The sequence below is a fragment of the Duganella sp. CF402 genome (genome assembly GCF_900109645.1).
Classification (GTDB): domain Bacteria; phylum Pseudomonadota; class Gammaproteobacteria; order Burkholderiales; family Burkholderiaceae_D; genus Rugamonas.
This window is the reverse complement of the sequence record NZ_FOBG01000003.1, coordinates 354,742-374,792: the sequence shown is the minus strand read 5'-3', so window position 1 is coordinate 374,792 and position 20,051 is coordinate 354,742. Positions and strand designations below refer to the sequence as shown.

At 63.0% G+C, this 20,051-nt stretch carries 18 protein-coding genes; 13 read left to right on the top strand and 5 right to left on the bottom strand.

What is annotated here, in order from left to right; translation table 11 throughout:
* Positions 1-12 precede the first annotated feature (12 nt).
* Positions 13-1,872 carry an FAD/NAD(P)-binding protein gene (locus BMZ70_RS23695; RefSeq protein WP_092280134.1) on the top strand — a complete coding sequence of 620 codons (1,860 nt, stop codon included), beginning with the start codon at positions 13-15 and terminating at the stop codon, positions 1,870-1,872.
* Positions 1,873-2,009: 137 nt separating this feature from the next.
* The gene (locus tag BMZ70_RS23690; protein WP_092280132.1) at positions 2,010-2,900 is read left to right on the top strand and encodes a hypothetical protein; all 891 of its coding nucleotides are present in this window, start codon (positions 2,010-2,012) and stop codon (positions 2,898-2,900) included.
* A 32-nt stretch (positions 2,901-2,932) separates the two neighbouring features.
* Here the strand turns inward: BMZ70_RS23690 and hemB are convergent, their stop codons facing one another.
* Positions 2,933-3,937: a porphobilinogen synthase gene (hemB, locus tag BMZ70_RS23685; protein WP_092280130.1), complete on the bottom strand. Its 1,005-nt coding sequence runs from the start codon at positions 3,935-3,937 to the stop codon at positions 2,933-2,935.
* Complete coding sequence (gene yihA, locus BMZ70_RS23680; protein WP_092280128.1) at positions 3,930-4,625, bottom strand: ribosome biogenesis GTP-binding protein YihA/YsxC; 696 nt, start codon at positions 4,623-4,625, stop codon at positions 3,930-3,932. Before yihA ends, hemB begins: the two co-directional genes overlap by 8 nt.
* A 148-nt stretch (positions 4,626-4,773) precedes the next feature.
* Here yihA and BMZ70_RS23675 point away from each other — a divergent pair, with 148 nt between their 5' ends.
* The 5 genes from BMZ70_RS23675 to BMZ70_RS23655 all read left to right on the top strand — a co-directional run bounded on the left by BMZ70_RS23675 (position 4,774) and on the right by BMZ70_RS23655 (position 10,409).
* Entirely contained in the window at positions 4,774-5,439 is a 666-nt protein-coding gene (locus BMZ70_RS23675) for a c-type cytochrome (protein ID WP_092280126.1), read from the top strand.
* A 91-nt stretch (positions 5,440-5,530) separates the two neighbouring features.
* Positions 5,531-7,615, top strand: a complete 2,085-nt coding sequence (locus BMZ70_RS23670) for a cytochrome c biogenesis protein ResB (protein ID WP_092280124.1) — start codon at positions 5,531-5,533, stop codon at positions 7,613-7,615.
* A 13-nt stretch (positions 7,616-7,628) separates the two neighbouring features.
* Positions 7,629-8,783, top strand: a complete 1,155-nt coding sequence (ccsB, locus tag BMZ70_RS23665; protein WP_092280122.1) for a c-type cytochrome biogenesis protein CcsB — start codon at positions 7,629-7,631, stop codon at positions 8,781-8,783.
* A gap of 70 nt (positions 8,784-8,853) precedes the next feature.
* Positions 8,854-9,813: a protein-methionine-sulfoxide reductase catalytic subunit MsrP gene (gene msrP / locus BMZ70_RS23660; protein ID WP_092280120.1), complete on the top strand. Its 960-nt coding sequence runs from the start codon at positions 8,854-8,856 to the stop codon at positions 9,811-9,813.
* The gene (locus tag BMZ70_RS23655; RefSeq protein ID WP_092280118.1) at positions 9,813-10,409 is read left to right on the top strand and encodes a protein-methionine-sulfoxide reductase heme-binding subunit MsrQ; all 597 of its coding nucleotides are present in this window, start codon (positions 9,813-9,815) and stop codon (positions 10,407-10,409) included. Before msrP ends, BMZ70_RS23655 begins: the two co-directional genes overlap by 1 nt.
* A gap of 18 nt (positions 10,410-10,427) precedes the next feature.
* Here BMZ70_RS23655 and lysA read toward each other — a convergent pair whose 3' ends face one another.
* Together lysA and BMZ70_RS28485 are read right to left on the bottom strand one after the other, a co-directional pair.
* Positions 10,428-11,705 (bottom strand): diaminopimelate decarboxylase, encoded by a 1,278-nt coding sequence (gene lysA, locus BMZ70_RS23650; protein ID WP_092280116.1) that lies wholly within the window; start codon positions 11,703-11,705, stop codon positions 10,428-10,430.
* A gap of 6 nt (positions 11,706-11,711) precedes the next feature.
* The gene (locus BMZ70_RS28485) at positions 11,712-11,867 is read right to left on the bottom strand and encodes an LPS translocon maturation chaperone LptM (protein WP_165403584.1); all 156 of its coding nucleotides are present in this window, start codon (positions 11,865-11,867) and stop codon (positions 11,712-11,714) included.
* Between the two features lie 42 nt (positions 11,868-11,909).
* Here BMZ70_RS28485 and cyaY point away from each other — a divergent pair, with 42 nt between their 5' ends.
* On the top strand, positions 11,910-12,245 hold the full coding sequence (gene cyaY, locus BMZ70_RS23645; RefSeq protein WP_092280114.1) for an iron donor protein CyaY: 336 nt from the start codon (positions 11,910-11,912) through the stop codon (positions 12,243-12,245).
* Positions 12,246-12,247: 2 nt separating this feature from the next.
* Here the strand turns inward: cyaY and BMZ70_RS23640 are convergent, their stop codons facing one another.
* The gene (locus BMZ70_RS23640; RefSeq protein WP_092280112.1) at positions 12,248-14,596 is read right to left on the bottom strand and encodes a penicillin-binding protein 1A; all 2,349 of its coding nucleotides are present in this window, start codon (positions 14,594-14,596) and stop codon (positions 12,248-12,250) included.
* A 330-nt stretch (positions 14,597-14,926) separates the two neighbouring features.
* Here BMZ70_RS23640 and BMZ70_RS23635 point away from each other — a divergent pair, with 330 nt between their 5' ends.
* The 5 genes from BMZ70_RS23635 to pilQ are packed head-to-tail and all read left to right on the top strand — an operon-like array spanning position 14,927 to position 20,034.
* On the top strand, positions 14,927-16,009 hold the full coding sequence (locus tag BMZ70_RS23635; protein WP_092280110.1) for a pilus assembly protein PilM: 1,083 nt from the start codon (positions 14,927-14,929) through the stop codon (positions 16,007-16,009).
* The gene (locus BMZ70_RS23630; protein WP_092280108.1) at positions 16,009-16,635 is read left to right on the top strand and encodes a PilN domain-containing protein; all 627 of its coding nucleotides are present in this window, start codon (positions 16,009-16,011) and stop codon (positions 16,633-16,635) included. Before BMZ70_RS23635 ends, BMZ70_RS23630 begins: the two co-directional genes overlap by 1 nt.
* Positions 16,632-17,309: a type IV pilus inner membrane component PilO gene (locus BMZ70_RS23625; protein ID WP_229205569.1), complete on the top strand. Its 678-nt coding sequence runs from the start codon at positions 16,632-16,634 to the stop codon at positions 17,307-17,309. The genes BMZ70_RS23630 and BMZ70_RS23625 overlap by 4 nt, the downstream gene beginning before the upstream one ends.
* Positions 17,306-17,857: a pilus assembly protein PilP gene (locus BMZ70_RS23620; protein WP_092280104.1), complete on the top strand. Its 552-nt coding sequence runs from the start codon at positions 17,306-17,308 to the stop codon at positions 17,855-17,857. The genes BMZ70_RS23625 and BMZ70_RS23620 overlap by 4 nt, the downstream gene beginning before the upstream one ends.
* Positions 17,854-20,034, top strand: coding sequence for a type IV pilus secretin PilQ (gene pilQ, locus BMZ70_RS23615; RefSeq protein WP_092280102.1), 2,181 nt, complete (start codon positions 17,854-17,856; stop codon positions 20,032-20,034). The genes BMZ70_RS23620 and pilQ overlap by 4 nt, the downstream gene beginning before the upstream one ends.
* Positions 20,035-20,051: the final 17 nt, after the last annotated feature.

Genomic DNA, 20,051 nt, shown 5'->3' with positions numbered 1-20,051 from the left:
AGAGGCGATCAGATGAAACGCACCAGTGTCACCATCATCGGCATGGGCCCGCGCGGGCTCAGCGTGCTTGAGCGTCTGGCGGCTGCCGCTGCGGCGCGCCAACTCCTGCTCGACATCATCCTCATCGATCCCGGCGAATGCGGGGCTGGCGTACATGGCGCGCGCCAGCCGCCGCATCTGCTGATCAACACCCTGGCCAGCCAGGTCACCATGTTTCCCGCGTCGGGCGCCGTGCAGCACCCGCCGGTGTGCGCCACGCCCTCGCTGACGGCATGGGCGCGGCAGCAGGGCTATCGGCGCGTGGGCGAGCGCTACTTCCGAATCGGTGGCAGCGGCGGCTACGACATCACCGACGGCGACTATCTGCCGCGCAGCCTGCTGGGCGAATACCTGGGCTGGGTCTGCCAGCAGATCGTGGCGGCGCTGCCGGCCGGCGTAACGCTCACCCATCACCGGCTGCGCGCGGTCGATCTGCGCCAGCAGCCCGACCACAGCTGCGTGATCGAGCTGGACAACGGCTATATCGTGCTCAGCGATTACGTGTTCCTGACAACCGGCCACGGCGGCAACCTGCCCAGCGACCTCGACGCATGGCTGGCCAAGTTCGCGCAAGACCACGCGCGCTACAACAGCAAGCTGGCCTTCGTGCGCCACGTCTACCCGGTGGAACAGCTGACCCGCATCAGCGCCGATGCGCGGGTGGCGATCCAGGGACTGGGCCTGAGCGCGCACGACGTCATCGCCGAGCTGACCGTGGGGCGAGGCGGCGAATTCGTCGCAGGCGAGGGCGGCTTGCGCTATATGGCTTCCGGCCGAGAGCCCAGGCTGACGCTGTGCTCGCGCAACTGCCTGCCGTACGCAGCACGCGGCATCAATCAGAAAGGGCTGGATGGCCGCCACCAGCCGCGCCACTTCACGCCGGACGCGGTCGACATGCTGCGTCGCCAGGCCCTGATCGCGCGCGGTAGCAGCCAGCTGGATTTCGACCGCGAACTGCTGCCGCTGCTCAAGCGCGAAATGGGCGAGGTCTACCGCGCCACGCCGGGCGCCGCCGCCATCGATGACGACAGCCTGTTCGCCGAGCTGCTGTTCCCGCTGCAGGGCCGGCAGTTCGCCGGGCTGGACGGCTTCCGCCGCTATTTCCGCGACTGGCTGCAAACTGATCTGACCGAAGCGCGCAAAGGCAATCTTGCCAGTCCGGCCAAGGCCGCCACCGACGTGCTGCGTGACGTCCGCGCCACCCTGCAGGCGGCCATCGAGCACGGCGGCCTGACGCCGGCCTCGCACCGCAAATTCCTCAACGTCTACCACCCGGCCATCAACCGCGCCGCGTTCGGGCCGCCGCTGCGCCGCAACGAGGAATTGCTGGCGCTGCTGGACGCCGGCGTGATTGCCATCCAGTCCGGTCCCGGCAGCCGTGTCGAGATCGATGAAAACGACTCGACCTATGTGCTCAGCACCAAATTCGCGGATGGCGTGGCAAAACATCCGCTGGATGTGGTCGTAATCGCAAGATTGGACCCGTTTTTCCCCGAAACCGACACATCCTTACTTATCCGTAATATGTTAAAACGCGGCCTGTCGCGGCCGTATTACAACGGCGTTTTCCATCCCGGCGGCATCGACATCGACCGCGCCGGCCACCCGCTGGACGGGCAGGGCGCGGCCTTGCCCAATGTGTGGGCGCTGGGCTATCCGGTCGAGGGGGCGCACTACTACACCTACGCCCTGCCACGGCCGCAGATGCGCTCCCGGCAGGTGCTGGATGCCGAGCGCTGCGTTGCCATGCTGTTGGCCAAAATCGGCGATAATCGGTCCCGCAGGACGCGCCGGCGGAGTGTGACATCGGCCGGCTCCCATAGCACTTTGTAAAGCGATTGATACACACAGTAACACCCGTGAAGAGGCGAAACTTGTAAAGTGGCTATCCTGCGGCGGTTCCCAAAAGAGCGGGACTCTGGCACTATGGCCCCATTTTGACGACTTCTGCGTTCCACAAGGTTTGCATCTTGCACCACGATTCCCACATCCTCTCCGCGCATTCCGAATATTGCGAGACTTGCGGCCAGCGCCTGCCGACGGCGCAGGATGGCTTTGCCACGTGGGAACGCCAGAACAAGAACAAGCGCATCGGCATTGGCATCTCCATCGCGCTGCACTTGCTGGGCGTGCTGTACTACCTGCTGTCGCCGACGCACATGCCGATGAAGCCGCCGTCGGTCAAGGGCGGCCAGATGGTCTATATCGCGCCGCTGGATCCCAAGAAATCGGTCAAGCCGACGCCCAAGCCGGACACGCCCAAACCCAAGCCGCAGCCGATCCGCAAGCAGACTGCCGTCTCGAAGCAGACGCCGGTGGCGCAGCGTGAAAAACTGGAAACCTACGTGCCGCCGGTGCAGGCCACCATGACGCCGCCGCCCGAGCAGGACATGTCGGAAATGATTGCCAAGCGGCGAGCCGCGCGTGAAGCGCAGAATCCGCAGCCGCAGCCAGCGCCGCCGGCCGAGAGCGAAGCCGACCGCGCCAAGCGCATCGCCACCGCCAACATCGCGCGTGCCAACAATGCGGCCACGGCGGATGAAACCGGTGGGCTGTTTGATATCCGCAAGGTCAGCTTCAACAGCGCGACCATCAAGTTCCGCGGCTTTAATTCCAACTTCAAGCGCAACTGGCTGAAGCAGGTGAATGTCGAGCGCGGCGCCGAGCAGGATATTGAAACGGCGACGATCAAGGAAATGATCAAGATCATCCGCAGCGAGAAGCCGGGCGACTTCGATTTCGAATCGCACCGCCTGGGCCGCACCGTACCGCTGAGCGCGCGCAAGGAAGACGAGAAGCAGCTGTTTGAATTCCTGATGCGGGAAGTCTTCCCCGACTACTACAACCCGCTGAAGCGGTAAAAAAAACGGGGCAGTTTTAACTGCCCCGTTTTTTATTTCTTCAGCTTGCGCGCTATGTCCAGCGCGAAGTAGGTGAGGACGCCATCGGCGCCGGCGCGCTTGAAGGCCATCATCGATTCCATCATCACCTTGTCGTGGTCCAGCCAGCCGTTTTGCGCGGCGGCCTTGATCATGGCGTACTCGCCGCTGACCTGGTAGGCGAAGGTCGGCACCTTGAATTCATCTTTGACGCGGCGCACGATGTCGAGGTAGGGCATGCCCGGCTTGACCATCACCATGTCCGCACCTTCGGCCAGATCGAGACCGACTTCGCGCAGCGCTTCGTCGCTGTTGGCCGGGTCCATCTGGTACTGGTTCTTGTCGCCCTTGCCGAGGTTGGCCGCCGAGCCCACCGCGTCGCGGAACGGGCCGTAGAAGGCCGATGCGTACTTGGCCGAGTAGGCCATGATGCGGGTGTGGATGTAGCCAGCCTCTTCCAGCGCTGCGCGGATGGCGCCGATGCGCCCATCCATCATGTCCGACGGCGCCACCACGTCCGCGCCCGCTTCCGCGTGGCAAAGCGCCTGGCGGATCAGCATGTCGGTGGTGATGTCGTTGATGACGTAGCCGTTGTCGTCGATCAGGCCGTCCTGGCCGTGGCTGGTGTACGGATCGAGCGCGATATCGGTCAGGATGCCCAGCTCGGGGAAGGCTTGCTTCAGCGTGCGCACGGCGCGCGGCACCAGGCCTTCCGGATTGGTGGCTTCAATGCCGTCCGGGGTTTTCTTCGATGCGTCGATGACCGGGAACAGCGCCAGCACCGGGATGCCCAGTGCCACGCATTCCTCCGCTACCTTCAGCAGCAGGTCCACCGACACCCGTTCCACTCCCGGCATCGAACCGACCGCTTCGCGCTGGTGCGTGCCTTCGAGGATGAACACCGGGTAGATCAGGTCCGCTGCGGTCACCACGTTTTCGCGCATCAGGGCGCGCGAGAACGGGTCACGGCGCATGCGGCGCATGCGGATGGCGGGGAATTGCGCTGCTACTTTACTCATCACTATCGCTTTCTTCCAAGTCGTTATCTAAAAGGCCGGCCAGTTCGAGGATTTTGTCGTTGGCTTCGTCGATGCCGACGCGCTTGACGGCCGAGAACAGCTGCACGGTGAACGGGAAACCTTCGCCCTCCTCGTCCACGTAGCTCTCCAGCTTGGCCTTGGCCTTGCGCAGCACGGTGATCGATTCTTCGCGGTTCAGTTTGTCAACCTTGGTCAGGATGCAATGGATAGGCTTGCCGGTCGGGGCGAACCATTCCAGCATCTGCACGTCCAGCTCAGTGAACGGGCGGCGCGAGTCCATGATCAGGATCAGCGCGGCCAGCTGGTCGCGGCGCTGCACGTAGTCGCCCAGCAGGCGCTGCCAGTGCAGCTTGGCCGAACCGGACACTTCCGCATAGCCGTAGCCAGGCAAGTCGACCAGCAGGGCCTGAATTTCCTCGACGATGGTGGGATCCTTGCGGTGCTGCGCCACGTGGGCGCCGCCGATCGAGAAGAAGTTGATGTGCTGGGTACGGCCCGGCGTCTTGGACGCGAAGGCGAGGCCCTTCTGATTGCACAAAATATTGATGGCGGTCGATTTGCCGGCATTGGAACGACCCGCAAAGGCGATCTCCGGCACTTGGGTGTCAGGGAGTTCGCGCAGTTGGTTTACGGTCGTGAAGAAGCGGGCTTGCCAGAGTTTAGACATGGGGATTGGGGGAAAAGCAACAGTTTTAGGCGGGAATCTTTTTAAGCTATTGTACAATGAGTGGTTACCAAGTGCTTCTATGCACGGTTTGGTGCTGCAGCGGGTCACTTTGGTGCATAACTTTTTAGACTCCTACTAGGGTGCTTTAATGAATAGTGTGTTTTCACCGTTTGTAAAATCCCTGCTCGTCGCAATGCTGGCCGTTTCGGCCACTGCTTCCGCTGACGAACACAAGTCCGCTCCTGCTGCTCCCAAGATTGACCCGGCCAAAGGCGCCTCCCTGTACACCGACGGCGACAACGCCCGTGGTTTGCCGGCCTGCGTATCCTGCCACGGCGCCGGCGGTAACTCCACCATCTCGGTCAATCCCAAGTTGGCCGGCCAGCATGAAGGCTATTTGTACAAGCAGCTGGTGAACTTCACCACCGCCGACCGCAACCAGCCGGTGATGACCACCTACGCCAAGATGCTGACCGATGAGGAAAAGCACAATGTGGCGGCCTGGCTGGTCACCCAGTCGCAAAAACCGGGTGCGGCCAAGAACAAGGACACCATCGAGCTGGGCAAGAAGATTTATCGCGGCGGCATCGCCGAGAAAAATGTACCGGCCTGTGCCAGCTGTCATGGCGCCTCGGGCGCCGGCATCCCGGTGCAGTATCCACGCCTGTCGGGCCAGCACCAGGACTATACGGTAGCGCAGTTGGGCCTGTTCAAGGCCGGCACCCGCAAGAGTGTTGAAATGGCGACTATCGCCAAGCGCATGTCCGACGAGGAAATGAAGGCCGTCGCCGACTACGTGGCAGGCCTGAAATAAGCACATCAGCAGTCAAAAAGAAGAGGGCGGCAGCGTGAGCATGCTGCCCTTTTTGTTGGTATGCTTGCTTTTTTACAGAATCTGAGTCCGCATGAGTAGCCCCAGCACCACCGGCATCCAGCTGAAAACCCGCCGTCCCCTCGTCGCTGAAATCGTTGAACTGATTTCCTCCATGCGTTTCGCTATCGCCCTGCTGGCGATGATTGCGATTGCCGCCGTCATCGGCACCGTGATGAAGCAGGGCGAGGCCACTTCCAACTACATCAACCAATTTGGCCCCTTCTGGTTTGAAGTGTTCCGCAAGATCGGGCTTTATGCCGTGTACTCGGCCTGGTGGTTCCTGCTGCTGATGGGCGCGCTGGTGACCTCGACCACGCTGTGCATCGTGCGCAATGCGCCCAAGATGCTGAGTGATATGCGCAGTTGGCGTGAAAATGTGCGCGAGAACTCGCTGCTCAACTTCCACCACAAGATGCAGTGGCGGGCGCCGCTGTCCCGTGCGGCGCTGGCGCAGCAGAGCGCGGCGCGGCTGGCCGACGCCGGCTACAAAGTCAAGCTGGTCGAGAAAGACAACGGCACGCTGGTGGCCGCCAAGCAGGGCGCGGCCAACAAGTTCGGCTATATCTTCGCGCACAGCGCCATCGTGGTGATCTGCCTCGGCGGGCTGCTGGATTCGGACGTGCCGATCCGCCTGCAGGAATGGTTCTTCGGCAAGACGCCGTTCACTGGCAGCGGCCTGATCTCCCAAATACCTGAGCAGAGCCGCCTCAGCACCGGCAATCCCACCTTCCGTGGCAATACCATGATCCCGGAAGGGCAGACCAGCAACACCGCCATCCTGAACCGTCCGGACGGCGTGCTGATCCAGGAGCTGCCGTTCACCATCAACCTGAAAAAATTCACCATCGACTTCTACAGCACCGGCATGCCCAAGCTGTTTGCCAGCGATGTGGAAGTGCGCGACAACCAGACCGGCGAAATCGCCAAGGCCACCATCGAGGTCAACAAGCCGCTGATCTTCAAGGGCGTGGCCATCTACCAGTCCAGCTTTGAAGACGGCGGCAGCAAGCTCAAGCTCACCGGCTACCCGATGGCCGGCAACGACAGCAAGCGCTTCGAGATCGCCGGTGAAGTGGGCGCGACCACGCCGCTTGGCCAAGGCGACGCCTACACCGTCGAGTGGTCCGGCTTCCGCCCGTTCAACGTGGAAAACGTCGCTCCGACCGATGATCCGCGCGCGGTGAAGAAGGGCAAGAGCTTGCAGGAAGAACTGGGCGAGCACATGGGCTCGGCCGGCAAGAACGCCAACAACAAGAACCTGAAAAACGTCGGCCCGAGCGTTAGCTACAAGCTGCGCGACAAGACCGGCCAGGCGCGCGAATACCAGAACTACATGCAGCCGGTGACCATCGACGGCGCCACCGTGTTCCTGGCCGGCATGCGCGCCAATCCATCGGACAACTTCAGTTACCTGCGCATCCCGGCCGACGACGGCCACAGCGTGACCGAATGGATGCGCCTGCGCGCTGCCCTGCAGGATCCGGAACTGCGCGCCGCCGCCGCCAAGCGCTATGCCGAACGCGCCATGCCGAAAGCGTCGTCCAGCGAAGCCTTGCGCCCGCAACTGCAAGCCGCCGCCGACAAGGGCCTGACGATTTTCGCCGGCGACGACAAGAGCGCCGGCTTTGCCGCGCTGGCCCAGTTCCTGGAAAAAATGCCGGAAGACGTGCAGAAGAAAAACGCCGACGTCTTCATGCGCATCCTGAACGCCAGCCTGTGGGACCTGTGGCAAATCGCCCGCGCCAAGGACGGCCTGCCGCCGGTCAGCGAGGATGAAAACCACGCCCGCTTCCTGCAACTGGCTACCAACGCGCTGTCGGACGCCTTCTTCTACGGCGCGCCGGTCTACCTGCAGCTGGACGACTTCACCCACGTGCAGGCCTCGGTGTTTCAGGTGACGCGCTCACCGGGCAAGAATGTGGTGTATCTTGGCTGCCTGTTCCTGGTGCTGGGCGTATTCGCCATGTTCTACATCCGCGAGCGCCGCCTGTGGATCTGGATCAAGGACGACAGCGACGGAGCCTCAGCGCTGATGGCCATGAGCACCCAGCGCAAGACGCTGGACTTTGAACGCGAATTTGAAACACTGAAGCAAAAGCTGCCACAAGCGGCATAAGTCGGAGATGACGATGGAACTGACCCAATCCCAGCAAACCTACCAGCAGGCGCCCGGCTACTTCAAGCGCCTCAACGTGATCGACTGGCTGTTTGCACTGGCGCTGCTGGCGGGCGCCGTGTTTGCGCTGAACCGCTACGGCCACTTCATGGACGTCTACGAGCAAGCGATCCTGGTCGCCGCCGTGCCGACCTTCGCCGCGCTGGGCTGGCACTGGAAACCGGTACGCTGGGTGATGCCGCTGGTGGCGCTGCTGTCGCTGTGGGCGATCTTCATGTACGCCGGCCAGCTCGACAACGGCAGCAAGAAATTCTGGCTGCGCATGATGCTGTCGAGCCAATCGGCGGTGCTGTGGATGAGCGTGATGTTTGTGATCTCCACCGTGTTCTACTGGATCGGCTTCGCCGGCCGTTCGGGCGCGGCATCGAGCATCGGCTCCAAGCTGTGCTGGGCCGCCGTGGTGCTGGGCTGGACCGCGATGATGGTGCGCTGGTTCGAGTCCTACCTGATCGGCGCCGACGTCGGCCACATCCCGGTATCCAACCTGTACGAAGTGTTCATCCTGTTCTCGCTGATCACCGCGATGTTCTACCTGTACTTCGAGCAGCGCTACAGCACCCGCCAGATGGGCCCGTTCGTGCTGCTGGTGATCTCGGCCGCGATCGGCTTCCTGATGTGGTACACCACCTCGCGCAACGCCGCCGACATCCAGCCGCTGCTGCCGGCGCTGCAAAGCTGGTGGATGAAAATCCACGTGCCGGCCAACTTCATCGGCTACGGCAACTTCGCGCTGGCCGCGATGGTGGCCTCGGCCTACCTGCTGAAAACCTCGGGCTACCTGAAAGACCGCCTGCCGTCGGAAGAAGTGCTGGATGACGTGATGTACAAAGCCATCTCGGCCGGCTTCGCGTTCTTTACGATTGCGACCATCCTGGGCGCGCTGTGGGCGGCGGAAGCGTGGGGCGGCTACTGGTCGTGGGATCCGAAAGAAACCTGGGCGCTGATCGTCTGGCTCAACTACGCGGCCTGGCTGCACATGCGCCTGATGAACGGCCTGCGCGGCCGTCCGGCGGCGTGGTGGGCGCTGGTGGGCCTGCTGGTGACCACCTTCGCCTTCCTGGGCGTGAACATGTTCCTGTCCGGCCTGCACTCCTACGGCAAGTTGTAAACGGAAGTTTAAGATTTGCTGCGGCGGATTGGTGTAAGGTTGAGCCCTACATCAATTTGCCGGAGCCATCATGCTGATCAAGCGTAGTCCCAACGGTATCGAACTGCCGTTTTCTTCTGAAATCACGCCGCGCGAGCTGTACGAATCGCGCCGCAGCTTCATGAAGCAAATCGCCGTCGGCGCTGCCGCGCTGGGTGGCATGCACGAGGCGTTTGCGCAGAACGGCGCCAAGCTGGCCGCCAAACTGAATCCCGCCTACTCGGCGATGGACAAGCAGACCGCGTTCAAGGACGCCACCACCTACAACAACTTCTACGAATTCGGCACCGACAAGAGCGAGCCGGCCATGTACGCGGGCACGCTGAAAACGCGGCCGTGGACCGTGGCGATCGAAGGCGAAGTCAAGAAGCCCATGACGCTCGACCTCGACGCGCTGCTCAAGCTGGCGCCACTGGAAGAGCGCGTCTACCGCCTGCGCTGCGTGGAAGGCTGGTCGATGGTGATTCCGTGGATCGGCTACTCGTTCTCCGAAATCATCAAGAAGGTCGAGCCTACCGGCAACGCCAAGTACGTGGAATTCGTCACCCTGGCCGACAAGAAGCAAATGCCGGGCGTGGGCAGCCGCGTGCTGCAATGGCCGTACACCGAAGGCTTGCGCATCGACGAAGCCAACCACCCGCTGGCGCTGCTGACCTTTGGCATGTACGGCGAAGTGCTGCCGAACCAGAACGGCGCGCCGGTGCGCATGGTGCTGCCGTGGAAGTACGGCTTCAAATCGGCCAAGTCGATCGTCAAGATTCGCTTCGTGAAAGACCAGCCGCGCACCTCGTGGAACTTGTCGGCGCCGAACGAATACGGCTTCTACTCAAATGTGAATCCGGACGTGGACCACCCGCGCTGGTCGCAAGCGTCCGAGCGCCGCATCGGCGAAGACGGCTTCCTCGCACGCAAGCGCAAGACCCTGATGTTCAACGGCTATGCCGATGTGGCGCCGCTGTACGCCGGCATGGACCTGAAAAAATTCTACTGATGCCGACCACCAAGCAAATCAGCTGGATCAAGGGCGCCGTATTCGTGCTGGCGCTGGCGCCCTTGCTGCGCATGGTCTACCTGACCTTGACCGGGCAACTGGTTGATCCGCTGGAATTCATTACGCGCAGCACCGGCGACTGGACCTTGTACTTCCTGTGCATGGTGCTGGCGGTGACGCCGTTGCGGCGGTTGAGCGGTGCGAACTGGTTGATCAAGCTGCGCCGCATGCTGGGCTTGTACGTGTTCTTCTACGGCTTCCTGCACTTCATGACCTTCCTGTGGTTCGACCATTTCTTCGACCTGCAGGAAATGTGGAAAGACGTGTTGAAGCGGCCGTTCATCACCGTCGGCTTCACCGCCTTCGTGCTGCTGATCCCGCTGGCACTGACCAGCACCAACGGCATGATCAAGCGCCTGGGCGGCAAGCGCTGGCAATGGCTGCACCGGCTGGTGTACGTCATCGCGCCGCTGGCCATCCTGCACTTCTGGTGGATGAAAGCGGGCAAGCACAACTTCACCCAGCCGATCATCTTCGGCACGATACTCGGGGTGTTGTTGCTGATGCGTGTGTGGTGGGCAAGCCGCCAGCGCTGAGGCTGGCGGCGGAAGGACTTACTTGATGACCGATTCCAGCGCGTACAGGTCGGCTGGGTTTTCGCGTTTGCGTACCAGGTGCGGTACGGCGCCGTCGACGATCACTTCGGCGGCGCGGCCACGGGTGTTGTAGTTGGACGCCATCGTCATGCCGTAGGCGCCGGCGGTGTGCATCACCAGCAGGTCGCCGGCTTCTACCGCCAGCGTGCGGTCGCGCGCCAGCCAGTCGCCGGATTCGCAAATTGGACCGACTACGTCGTACATGGCAGCAGCAGCGCCGCCTTGCACTACCGGCTGCATGTCCATCCACGCCTGGTACAGCGCCGGGCGCGCCATGTCGTTCATCGCCGCGTCAACGATGCAGAAGTTTTTCTCTTCGCCGTGCTTGAGGAATTCGACCTTGGTCAGCAGCACGCCGGTGTCGCCCACGATCGAACGGCCCGGCTCGAAGATGACTTTGATGCCTTTGCCGTTGTGGCGCGCCGCGCGCCAGGCGTCGATCCTGGCGAACAGGCGGCCCAGGTAGTCGCCCACCGGTACTGGCGCCGCTTCGCCTTCTTCACGATAGTCAATGCCGATGCCGCCGCCGATGTCCAGATGGTGCAGTTCGATGCCTTCCGCGCCGAGCTGGTCGATCAGCTCGATCAGGCGGTCCAGCGCTTCCAGCAGCGGCGCGTCGTCCAGCAGCTGCGAGCCGATGTGGCAGTCGATGCCCGACACTTCCAGGTGCGGCAGCTTGGCCGCCGTGCGGTAGGTGTCCAGCGCGTCGTCAAACGCCACGCCGAATTTGTTGGCTTTCAGGCCCGTCGCAATGTACGGGTGGGTCTTGGCGTCCACATTCGGGTTCACGCGCAGCGAGATGCTGGCTTTCTTGCCCATCGAACCGGCCACTTCGTTCAGGCGGTGCAGCTCCGGGATCGACTCGACGTTGAAGCACAGGATGTCGTGCGACAGCGCCAGGCGCATTTCTTCCACGCTCTTGCCGACGCCGGAGAAGATGACTTTGCGCGGATCGCCGCCGGCCGCCAGCACGCGCAGCAGCTCGCCGCCGGAGACGATGTCGAAACCGGCGCCCTGACGCGCCAGCAAATCCAAAATAGCCAGGTTCGAGTTGGCCTTCATGGCGTAGCACACCAGCGCGTCGCGGCCCTTGCAGGCGTCGGCGTAGGAGGCGAAATTGGCCAGCAGCGCCGCCTTGGAGTAGACGTAGGTCGGGGTGCCGAATTGTTCAGCGATGGCGCTCAGCGAGGCGCCTTCGGCGTGCAATACGCCGTCTTTATACGAAAATTGGGACATGGATCTTTATTGTTGAGGGGCGGCGGGTTCAGAAGTCGGTGCAGGGGCGTTGCCGCTCTTGGCAGGCTTGGCCGCTGGTGGCTTGGGCAGGTACAGCGGGCCGGGTTGGCCGCAGCCGCTCAGCAATGCGCTCAGGATAATTAAACGGAATAGGGACTTCACGATAAAATCACGGTTTATTTGAGATCAGATACGGAGTGTAGCATGGGCGAATCAGAATTCCTGGCGCAGGCGGAAGCCGCTCTCGATGCCATCGAGGCAGCGCTGGACCGTTTGAACGATGAGGATGTGGTCGATGTCGAGTGCAGCCGCAGTGGCAATGTGCTGGAAATCGAGTTTATCGACAACGGCAGCAAGATCATCGTCAACAGCCAGGCCGCGATGAAGGAGCTGTGGGTCGCCTCGCGCTCGGGCGGCTACCACTACAAGCAGGTCGACGGCCAGTGGATCAACAGCCGCGACAACACCGAACTGTACGCCTCCCTGTCCGAGATGGTCTCGGCCCAGGGCGGCGCGCCAGTCGTGCTCAAGCCTGCATAGCCTTAGAACAGCTCGTTCTTCACGGCGTCCTTGGCCTTTTCCTCGGCCGGGGTGCCGTGCCCTGGCGCGTCAAGGTTGTTGATCCCCGCGCCCGGCGGATTCTCGGCATAGTAGTACTCATCCCCCACCAGCATCACGCCTTCCGGCACCGCGCGTTCCTCGATCGGGATGTTCTTCAGCGCCTTCTGCATGTAGCCGATCCAGATCGGCAGCGCCAGGCCGCCGCCGGTTTCTTTATTCCCCAGATTCTTCGGCTGGTCGTAGCCGATCCACGCAATCCCCACCAGCTTGGCCTGGTAGCCGGCAAACCACGCATCGATCGAGTCGTTGGTGGTGCCGGTCTTGCCGGCGATGTCGGGACGGTGCAGCGACAGCGCCTTGGTCGCCGTGCCGAAGCGCACCACGTCCTTCAGCATGGAATCCATCAGGAAGGCGTTGCGCTCGTCGATCACGCGGTTTTTCTCGTCGCCCGCCACGTCCGGATGGGCTTGCGACAAGATCTTGCCGTCGGCGTCGGTGACCTTGGCGATCAGGTAAGGGCTGACCTTGTAGCCGCCGTTGGCAAACACCGCGTAGGCGCCGGCCATCTGCAGCGGTGTGACGTTGCCTGCGCCCAGTGCCAGCGTCAGGTAGGGCGGATTCTTGTCGGCGTCAAAGCCGAAGCGGCTCGCGTATTCCTGCCCGTACTTGGCGCCGATGCGGTGCAGGATGCGGATCGAGATCATGTTCTTGGACTTGGTCAGGCCTTTGCGCATGGTCATCGGGCCTTCGTACTTGCCGTCGTAGTTCTTCGGCTCCCACGCCTGGCCGCCGGTCTGGCCGGCGTCGAACGAGATCGGCGCGTCATTGATGACGGTGGCCGGCGACAGGCCGCGTTCCAGCGAGGCCGAATAGATGAAGGGCTTGAACGACGAGCCCGGCTGGCGCCACGCCTGGGTCACGTGGTTGAACTTGTTGCGGTTGTAGTCGAAGCCGCCGACCATCGCCTTGATCGCGCCGTCGGTGGTGCTGGCCGCCACAAACGCCGATTCGATTTCCGGCATCTGCGCCACTTCCCAGTCCTTGCCTTCTTGCAGCACGCGGATCACCGCGCCGCGACGGATGCGCTTGTTCGGCGGGTTCTTGTCCGACAGCCACGAGCGGCCCATCTCCAGGCCGGGGCCGGAAATCTTGATTTCCTCGCCGGAGGCGGTCACCGCCGTAATCAGCTGCGGCGTCGCTTGCAGCACCACGGCGGCGATGATGTCGTCGTTGTCCGGATGCTCGGCCAGCACGGTCTCGATGGCGTCGTCGGCGTCTTCCTTGTTGGCCGGGATGTCGATGTAGGCTTCCGGGCCGCGATAGGCGTGGCGGCGCTCGTAATCCATCACGCCCTTGCGCAGCGCCAGGTAGGCGGCGTCCTGGTCGGCCTTGGTGATGGTGGTGAACACGTTCAGGCCACGGGTGTAGGTGTCTTCCTTGAACTGCTCGTACACCAGCTGGCGCGCCAGCTCGGCCACGTACTCGGCGTGCACGCCGAATTCGCTGCTGTCGGTCTTCACTTTCAGCTCTTCCGCCTTGGCGGTTTCAAATTGCTTGTCGCTGATGTAGCCGAGGTCATGCATGCGTTGCAGGATGTACTGCTGGCGGGTCCGCGCGCGCTTCGGATTGACCACCGGGTTGTAGGCCGACGGTGCTTTCGGCAGGCCGGCCAGCATGGCTGCTTCGGCGATGCTAATGTCGCGCAGATTTTTGCCGAAATAGATTTGTGCGGCGGACGAGAAGCCGTAAGCGCGCTGGCCCAGGTAGATCTGGTTCATGTAGACCTCAAGGATCTGGTCCTTGCTGAGGTTCTTTTCGATCTTCCATGCCAGCAGCATTTCGTAGACCTTGCGCTTGATGGTCTGTTCGCTCGACAGGAAGAAGTTGCGCGCCACCTGCTGGGTGATGGTCGAGGCGCCCTGGCGGCCGCCGCCGCCCACCGCGTTGTGCACGGCCGCGCGCAGGATGCCCATGTAGTCGACGCCGCCATGCTCGTAGAAGCGGTCGTCCTCGATCGCCAGCACCGCTTTCTTCATGACGTCGGGGATGTCCTTGATGCGCACCAGGTTGCGGCGCTCTTCGCCGAACTCGCCGATCAGCACGTTATCGGCGGAGAAGATCCGCAGCGGCATCTTGGGGCGGTAGTCGGTCAGCGTGTCGAGCTCGGGCAGGTTGGGGTAGGCCATCGCCAGCCCGAACACCACCAGCAGCACGCCGGTCAGGCCGAGGCCGGCGACCGACAGGCCGGCCAGCCACAGGAAGCGGGAGCCTTTGCCCGGTTTTTTCTCGGGCGGCGTCGATGAAGGAGGGGTGGTATCGGAAGAAGCCATGCGGTGTGATCGTTTCGGTTAATTGTGCGAGCCATTATAAGCGAGCCGCGCACCGTACCCTACGGCAGGAATATTTCCGCGTGACCAACAAAACAACTCAGTTGTTTTGTTGCTTACAGACCCGAAAATAAGTGTGGCGAAACCCTCACACAAAGGCAATTGTGCACAGTAGAAATACCTTTACACTTAAATAGTGTCGATTTAATGTACAGGCTGATATTGCCTCCCTAACCGCTGGTTTTCAAACGAGTTTCCTTTTATGCAAACAGTTCGGCCGCATGTTCGGATGTACTGCAGGGCGGGCGTCAGCCATGACGCCGGGGGACTCGTATGATCGATATCAAGGCCCTGCTGGGCCAGGGCAACCCGCCGCTGGTGGGCATCGACATCAGCACCACCGCCGTGCGGCTGGTGGAATTGTCGCAAGTCGGCAAGGGTGCCACCGACTACCGGCTCGAGCGCTACGCCGCCGAACCGCTGCCGCGCAATGCTGTCACCGACGGCAATATCGAGAACATGGACCAGGTGGTGGAAGCGGTGCGCCGGGTGTGGAAGAAAAGCGGCACGCGCGCCAAGCACGTCGCGCTGGGCATGCCGCCCGCTTCGGTGATCACCAAAAAAATCATCCTGCCGGCCGGGCTGCCGGAAGACCAGCTGGAAGTGCAGGTCGAGTCCGAAGCCAGCCAGTACATTCCGTTCGCGCTCGACGAGGTCAGCCTCGACTTCGACGTGATCGGCCCGGCCGCCAATTCGGCCGACGATATCGAAGTCATGCTGGCCGCCTCGCGCCGCGAGAAGGTCGAGGACCGGGTGGCGATCGCCGAAGCGTCCGGCCTCAAGGCCACCGTGATGGACATCGAATCCTACGCCGCCCGCGCCGCGCTCGACCGCATCACCGCGCAACTGCCGGAGGCCGGCGCCGGCCAGATCATCGCACTGTTCCAGATCGGCGCCCAGGTCACCCACATTTCCGTGATGCTGGACGGCGTCACCGTCTACGAGCGCGAGCAGCCGTTCGGCGGCAACGCGCTGACCCAGGACATCGTGCGCAGCTACGGCCTGGCCTTCGACGAAGCCGAAGCGCGCAAGAAGACCGGCGACCTGCCCGACAACTACCACGCCGAATTGCTCACCCCCTTCCTGGAAAGCGCCGCGCTGGAAGTGACGCGCGCCATCCAGTTCTTCTACACCTCCACGCCCTACACCCGCGTCGACCAGCTGTTCCTGGCCGGCGGTTGCGCGCTGATTCCCGGCCTGCTCGACCTGGTGGCCAGCCGCACGCGCATCTCCAGCGCGGTGATTTCGCCGTTCAAGGGCATGCAGCTGGGATCGTCGGTGCGCGAGTCGCAGCTGCGCCTTGACGCGCCCGCCTATCTGGTCGCCTGCGGCCTGGCCTTGCGGAGGTTCGACTGATGATACGGATTAACCTGCTGCCCCACCGCGAAGAAAAGCGCAAGCAGAAGAAGGCCGCCTTCTTCGCCATGCTGGCGCTGGGCGGCGTGGTGGGCGTGGGCATCGTGCTGCTGGTCGGCGGCTACAACGCGCGCGCCATCTCGATCCAGGAGCAGCGCAACCAGGTGCTGAAGACGGCCATTGTCGGCCTCGACAAAAAGATCGCCGAGATCGCCACGCTGAAGCAGGAAATCGAAGCGCTGAAGGCGCGCCAGCAGGCGGTCGAGGACTTGCAGGGCGACCGCAACCAGCCGGTGTATCTGCTCGATGAACTGGTCAAGCAGACCCCGCCCGGCGTGTACCTGAAAGGCTTCAAGCAGGACGGCCAGAAAGTGGCGGTCAATGGCTTCGCCCAGTCGCAGGAGCGGGTCTCGGAATTGCTGCGCAACCTGGCCGGCGAATCGCCGTGGCTGGAAAAACCGGACCTGATCGAAGTCAAGTCCACTGGCCTCGGCCAGGGCAAGAGCGCGCGCAAGGTGGTCGAGTTCAACCTCAACGTCAGCATCAAGCGCCCGCGCGACAAAGACAAGCCGGAAGATGGCGCCAAGGGCAAAGCTGCAGCTGCGGCCGCGCCGGGGAGCAAATGATGGCCAAGGCGAATATCAACCTCAACGTGCTGTTCGCGCAGTTCAGCGACCAGTTCCGTGACCTCAACGGCCGCCATCCGGGCCAGTGGCCGCTGGCGCCGCGCGTGCTGTGCGCCATCGGCGTGACGGCGGCGGTATGCGTGGCCGGCTATTTCGGCTACTGGAGCGCGCAGTTCGAGGAGCAGGAAGCCGGCCTGGCGCAGGAAAACAAGCTGCGCGACGAGTACAAGCTCAAGACCGCGCAGGCGGTCAACCTCGATGCGCTGCGCGCGCAAAAGGCGCAGGTCGACCAGTATGTGGACCGCTTGCAGAAGCAGCTGCCGAGCAAGGCCGAGATGGCCGCGCTGCTGACCGACATCAACCAGGCCGGCACCGGGCGCGGCCTGCAGTTCGAGCTGTTCAAGCCGCAGCAGGTGGTGGTCAAGGATTACTACGCCGAGCTGCCGATCGACATCAAGATCACCGGCAGCTACCACGACATCGGCGCCTTCACCGGCGACATCGCCAACCTGCCGCGCATCGTCACGCTCAACAACCTGGCGCTGTCCACCGGCAAGGACGGCACGCTGCTGCTGGAGGCGGTGGCCAAGACCTTCCGCTACCTCGATCCGGAAGAAGTCGCCGCGCAGCGCAAGGCCGCCGCCGACAAGAAAAAGGCGGCCAAAAAATCATGAAGACGCTGACCTTGCGATGGTTGATGGCGCTGCCGCTGCTGGCCTCCCTGGCCGGCTGTGGCGAAAGCGACGTGCAGGAGGTGCGCACCTGGATGAAAGAGGTCGACGCGCAGACCAAGGTGCAAGTGCCGCCGCTGGCCGAACCCAAGACCTTCATCCCGTTCGCCTACGCGCACAAGGATGACATCGAACCCTTCAATCCCAACAAGCTGCTGGCCGAGCTGGCCAAGATGGCGGCCGCCGGCGGCGGCAACGGCATCAAGCCCGACACCGAGCGCCGCAAGGAATTCCTCGAGAGCTTCCCGCTCGACACCATCAAGATGGTCGGCACCATCGAGAAAAAGGGCGTGACCTACGCCGTGCTGCAAGTCGACCGCACCGTGCACCAGGTGGTGGTGGGCCAGCATCTGGGCCAGAACTATGGCCGTATCACCAGCATCAACGAGACCGCCGTCAACCTCAAGGAAATCGTCCAGGACGCCACCGGCGACTGGGTCGAACGCCTGTCCAAGTTGGAACTGCAGGAAAGCAAGGAGAACTCCAAATGATCGCTCATCACACGGCCCGGCGCGCCTTGGCCGCCGCCACTTGGGCGCTGGCCTTGCAATTCGCCTGCGTCGCCCAGGCACAGACCACGGACGCTGCTGCCGCCCCGGCCGCTGCCGCGGCGGCCAACGCCATCGAATCGATCAGCGCCAACCAGCAGGGCGCCAACGTCATCGTCAAGATCGCGCTCAAGCGCGCGCCGGACACGCTGCCGATCAATTTCGCCATCACCAACCCGGCGCGCATCGCGCTCGACTTTGGCGGGACCGTCAACGCCACCGGCAAGAACACGCTGGAAATCAACCAGGGCGACCTGCGCGGCGTCAACGTGGTGCAGGCCGGCGACCGCTCGCGCCTGGTGTTCAACCTGAAACGCACGCTCAACTACGCCACCGCCATCGACGGCAAGACCGTGGTGCTGACCATCGACGGTTCCGGCGGCGCCGCCACGGCGGTGGACGCCACCGGCCTGCCGGTCGCCAGACAGGCGGCGCCGGCCGGCAAACAACTGCTGCGCGACATCGACTTCCGTCGCGGCGCCAATGGCGAAGGCCGCATCGTGGTCGACCTGCCCAACAACCAGGTGGCGGTCGACGTGCGCCAGACCCCGACCGGCGTGGTGGTCGACTTCCTCAAGACCGGCGTGCCGGAAACGCTGCGCCGCCGGCTCGATGTCGGCGACTTCGGCACCCCGGTAGCGCAAATCATGACCGTGCCGCAGGGCGAGAACACGCGCCTGAGCATCGAGGCGCGCGGCCTGTGGGAACAGACCGTGTACCAGAGCGACACCCAGCTGGTGGTCGACGTCAAGCCGATCAAGGAAGACCCGAACAAGCTCACGCAAGGTTCGCAGGGCTATCGCGGCGAGAAGCTGTCCTTCAATTTCCAGAACGTCGAAGTGCGCGCGGCGCTGCAGGCGATTGCCGATATCTCCGGCCTCAACATCATCACCAGCGACAGCGTCAGCGGCAACCTGACACTGCGCCTGAAGGAAGTGCCGTGGGACCAGGCGCTGGACGTGATCCTGCAAGCCAAGGCGCTCGACATGCGCAAGAACGGCAGCGTGATCTGGATCGCGCCCAAGGAAGAATTGCTGACCAAGGAAAAACTGGAGCTGGAGCAGAAGGCCCAGATCGCCGATCTTGAACCGATGAAATCGGAAATCTTCCAGCTCAACTACCAGAAGGCGGAAGCGTTCAAGACCGTGTTCGGGCTGGAGGGCGACAGCAAGAACCGCATCCTGTCCCGGCGCGGCAGCGCCATCATCGAGCCGCGCACCAACCAGCTGTTCGTGACCGACATCGCCGCCAAGCTGGAAGACGTGCGCCGCCTGATCGCCAAGACCGACGTCGCCACCAAGCAGGTGCTGATCGAGGCCCGCATCGTCGAGGCCAGCGACACCTTCACCCGCAACCTCGGCGCCAAGCTCGGCTTTACCGACCTGCGCACCATCCGCGGCGGCGACGCCGGCTACCAGCTCGGCAACAGCAATACCCGCATCGGCATCGCCGGCAATATGACCGGCATCGGCGAGGTGACCGGCCAGGTCAAGCTGACCGACTCGACCTACAACAACACCCAGTTCGTCAACCTGCCGGCCTCCAACATCAATGGCGCGCAGGCCGGCAACCTGGCGATCAGCCTGTTCTCCTCGGCCGCCAACCGCTTCCTCAACCTGGAGCTGTCGGCGCTGGAGGAAGACGGCACCGGCAAGATCATTTCCAGCCCGCGCGTGATCACCGCCGACAAGGCGGTGGCGCTGATCGAGCAGGGCATCGAGCTGCCTTACCAGGTGGCCACCAGCAGCGGCGCCACCTCCATCATGTTCCGCAAGGCCAACCTGCGCCTCGAAGTGACGCCGCAGATCACGCCCGACGGCAACGTCGTCATCGATGTCGACGTCAACAAGGACAGCGTGGGCCAGGAAACCCGCTCCGGCTTTGCCATCGACACCAAGCACGTCAAGACCCAGGTGATGGTCGACAACGGCGGCACCGTGGTATTGGGCGGCATCTACCAGCAGACCGAGCGCAGCACCACCGACAAGGTGCCGCTGCTGGGCGACGTGCCGTTGCTCGGCTATCTGTTCCGCAGCAATACCCGCACCAACGACAAGACCGAGCTGCTGGTGTTCATTACGCCGAAGATCGTGGCCGACCGCCTGTCCACCACGCGCTAATTCGACTTATACGATTC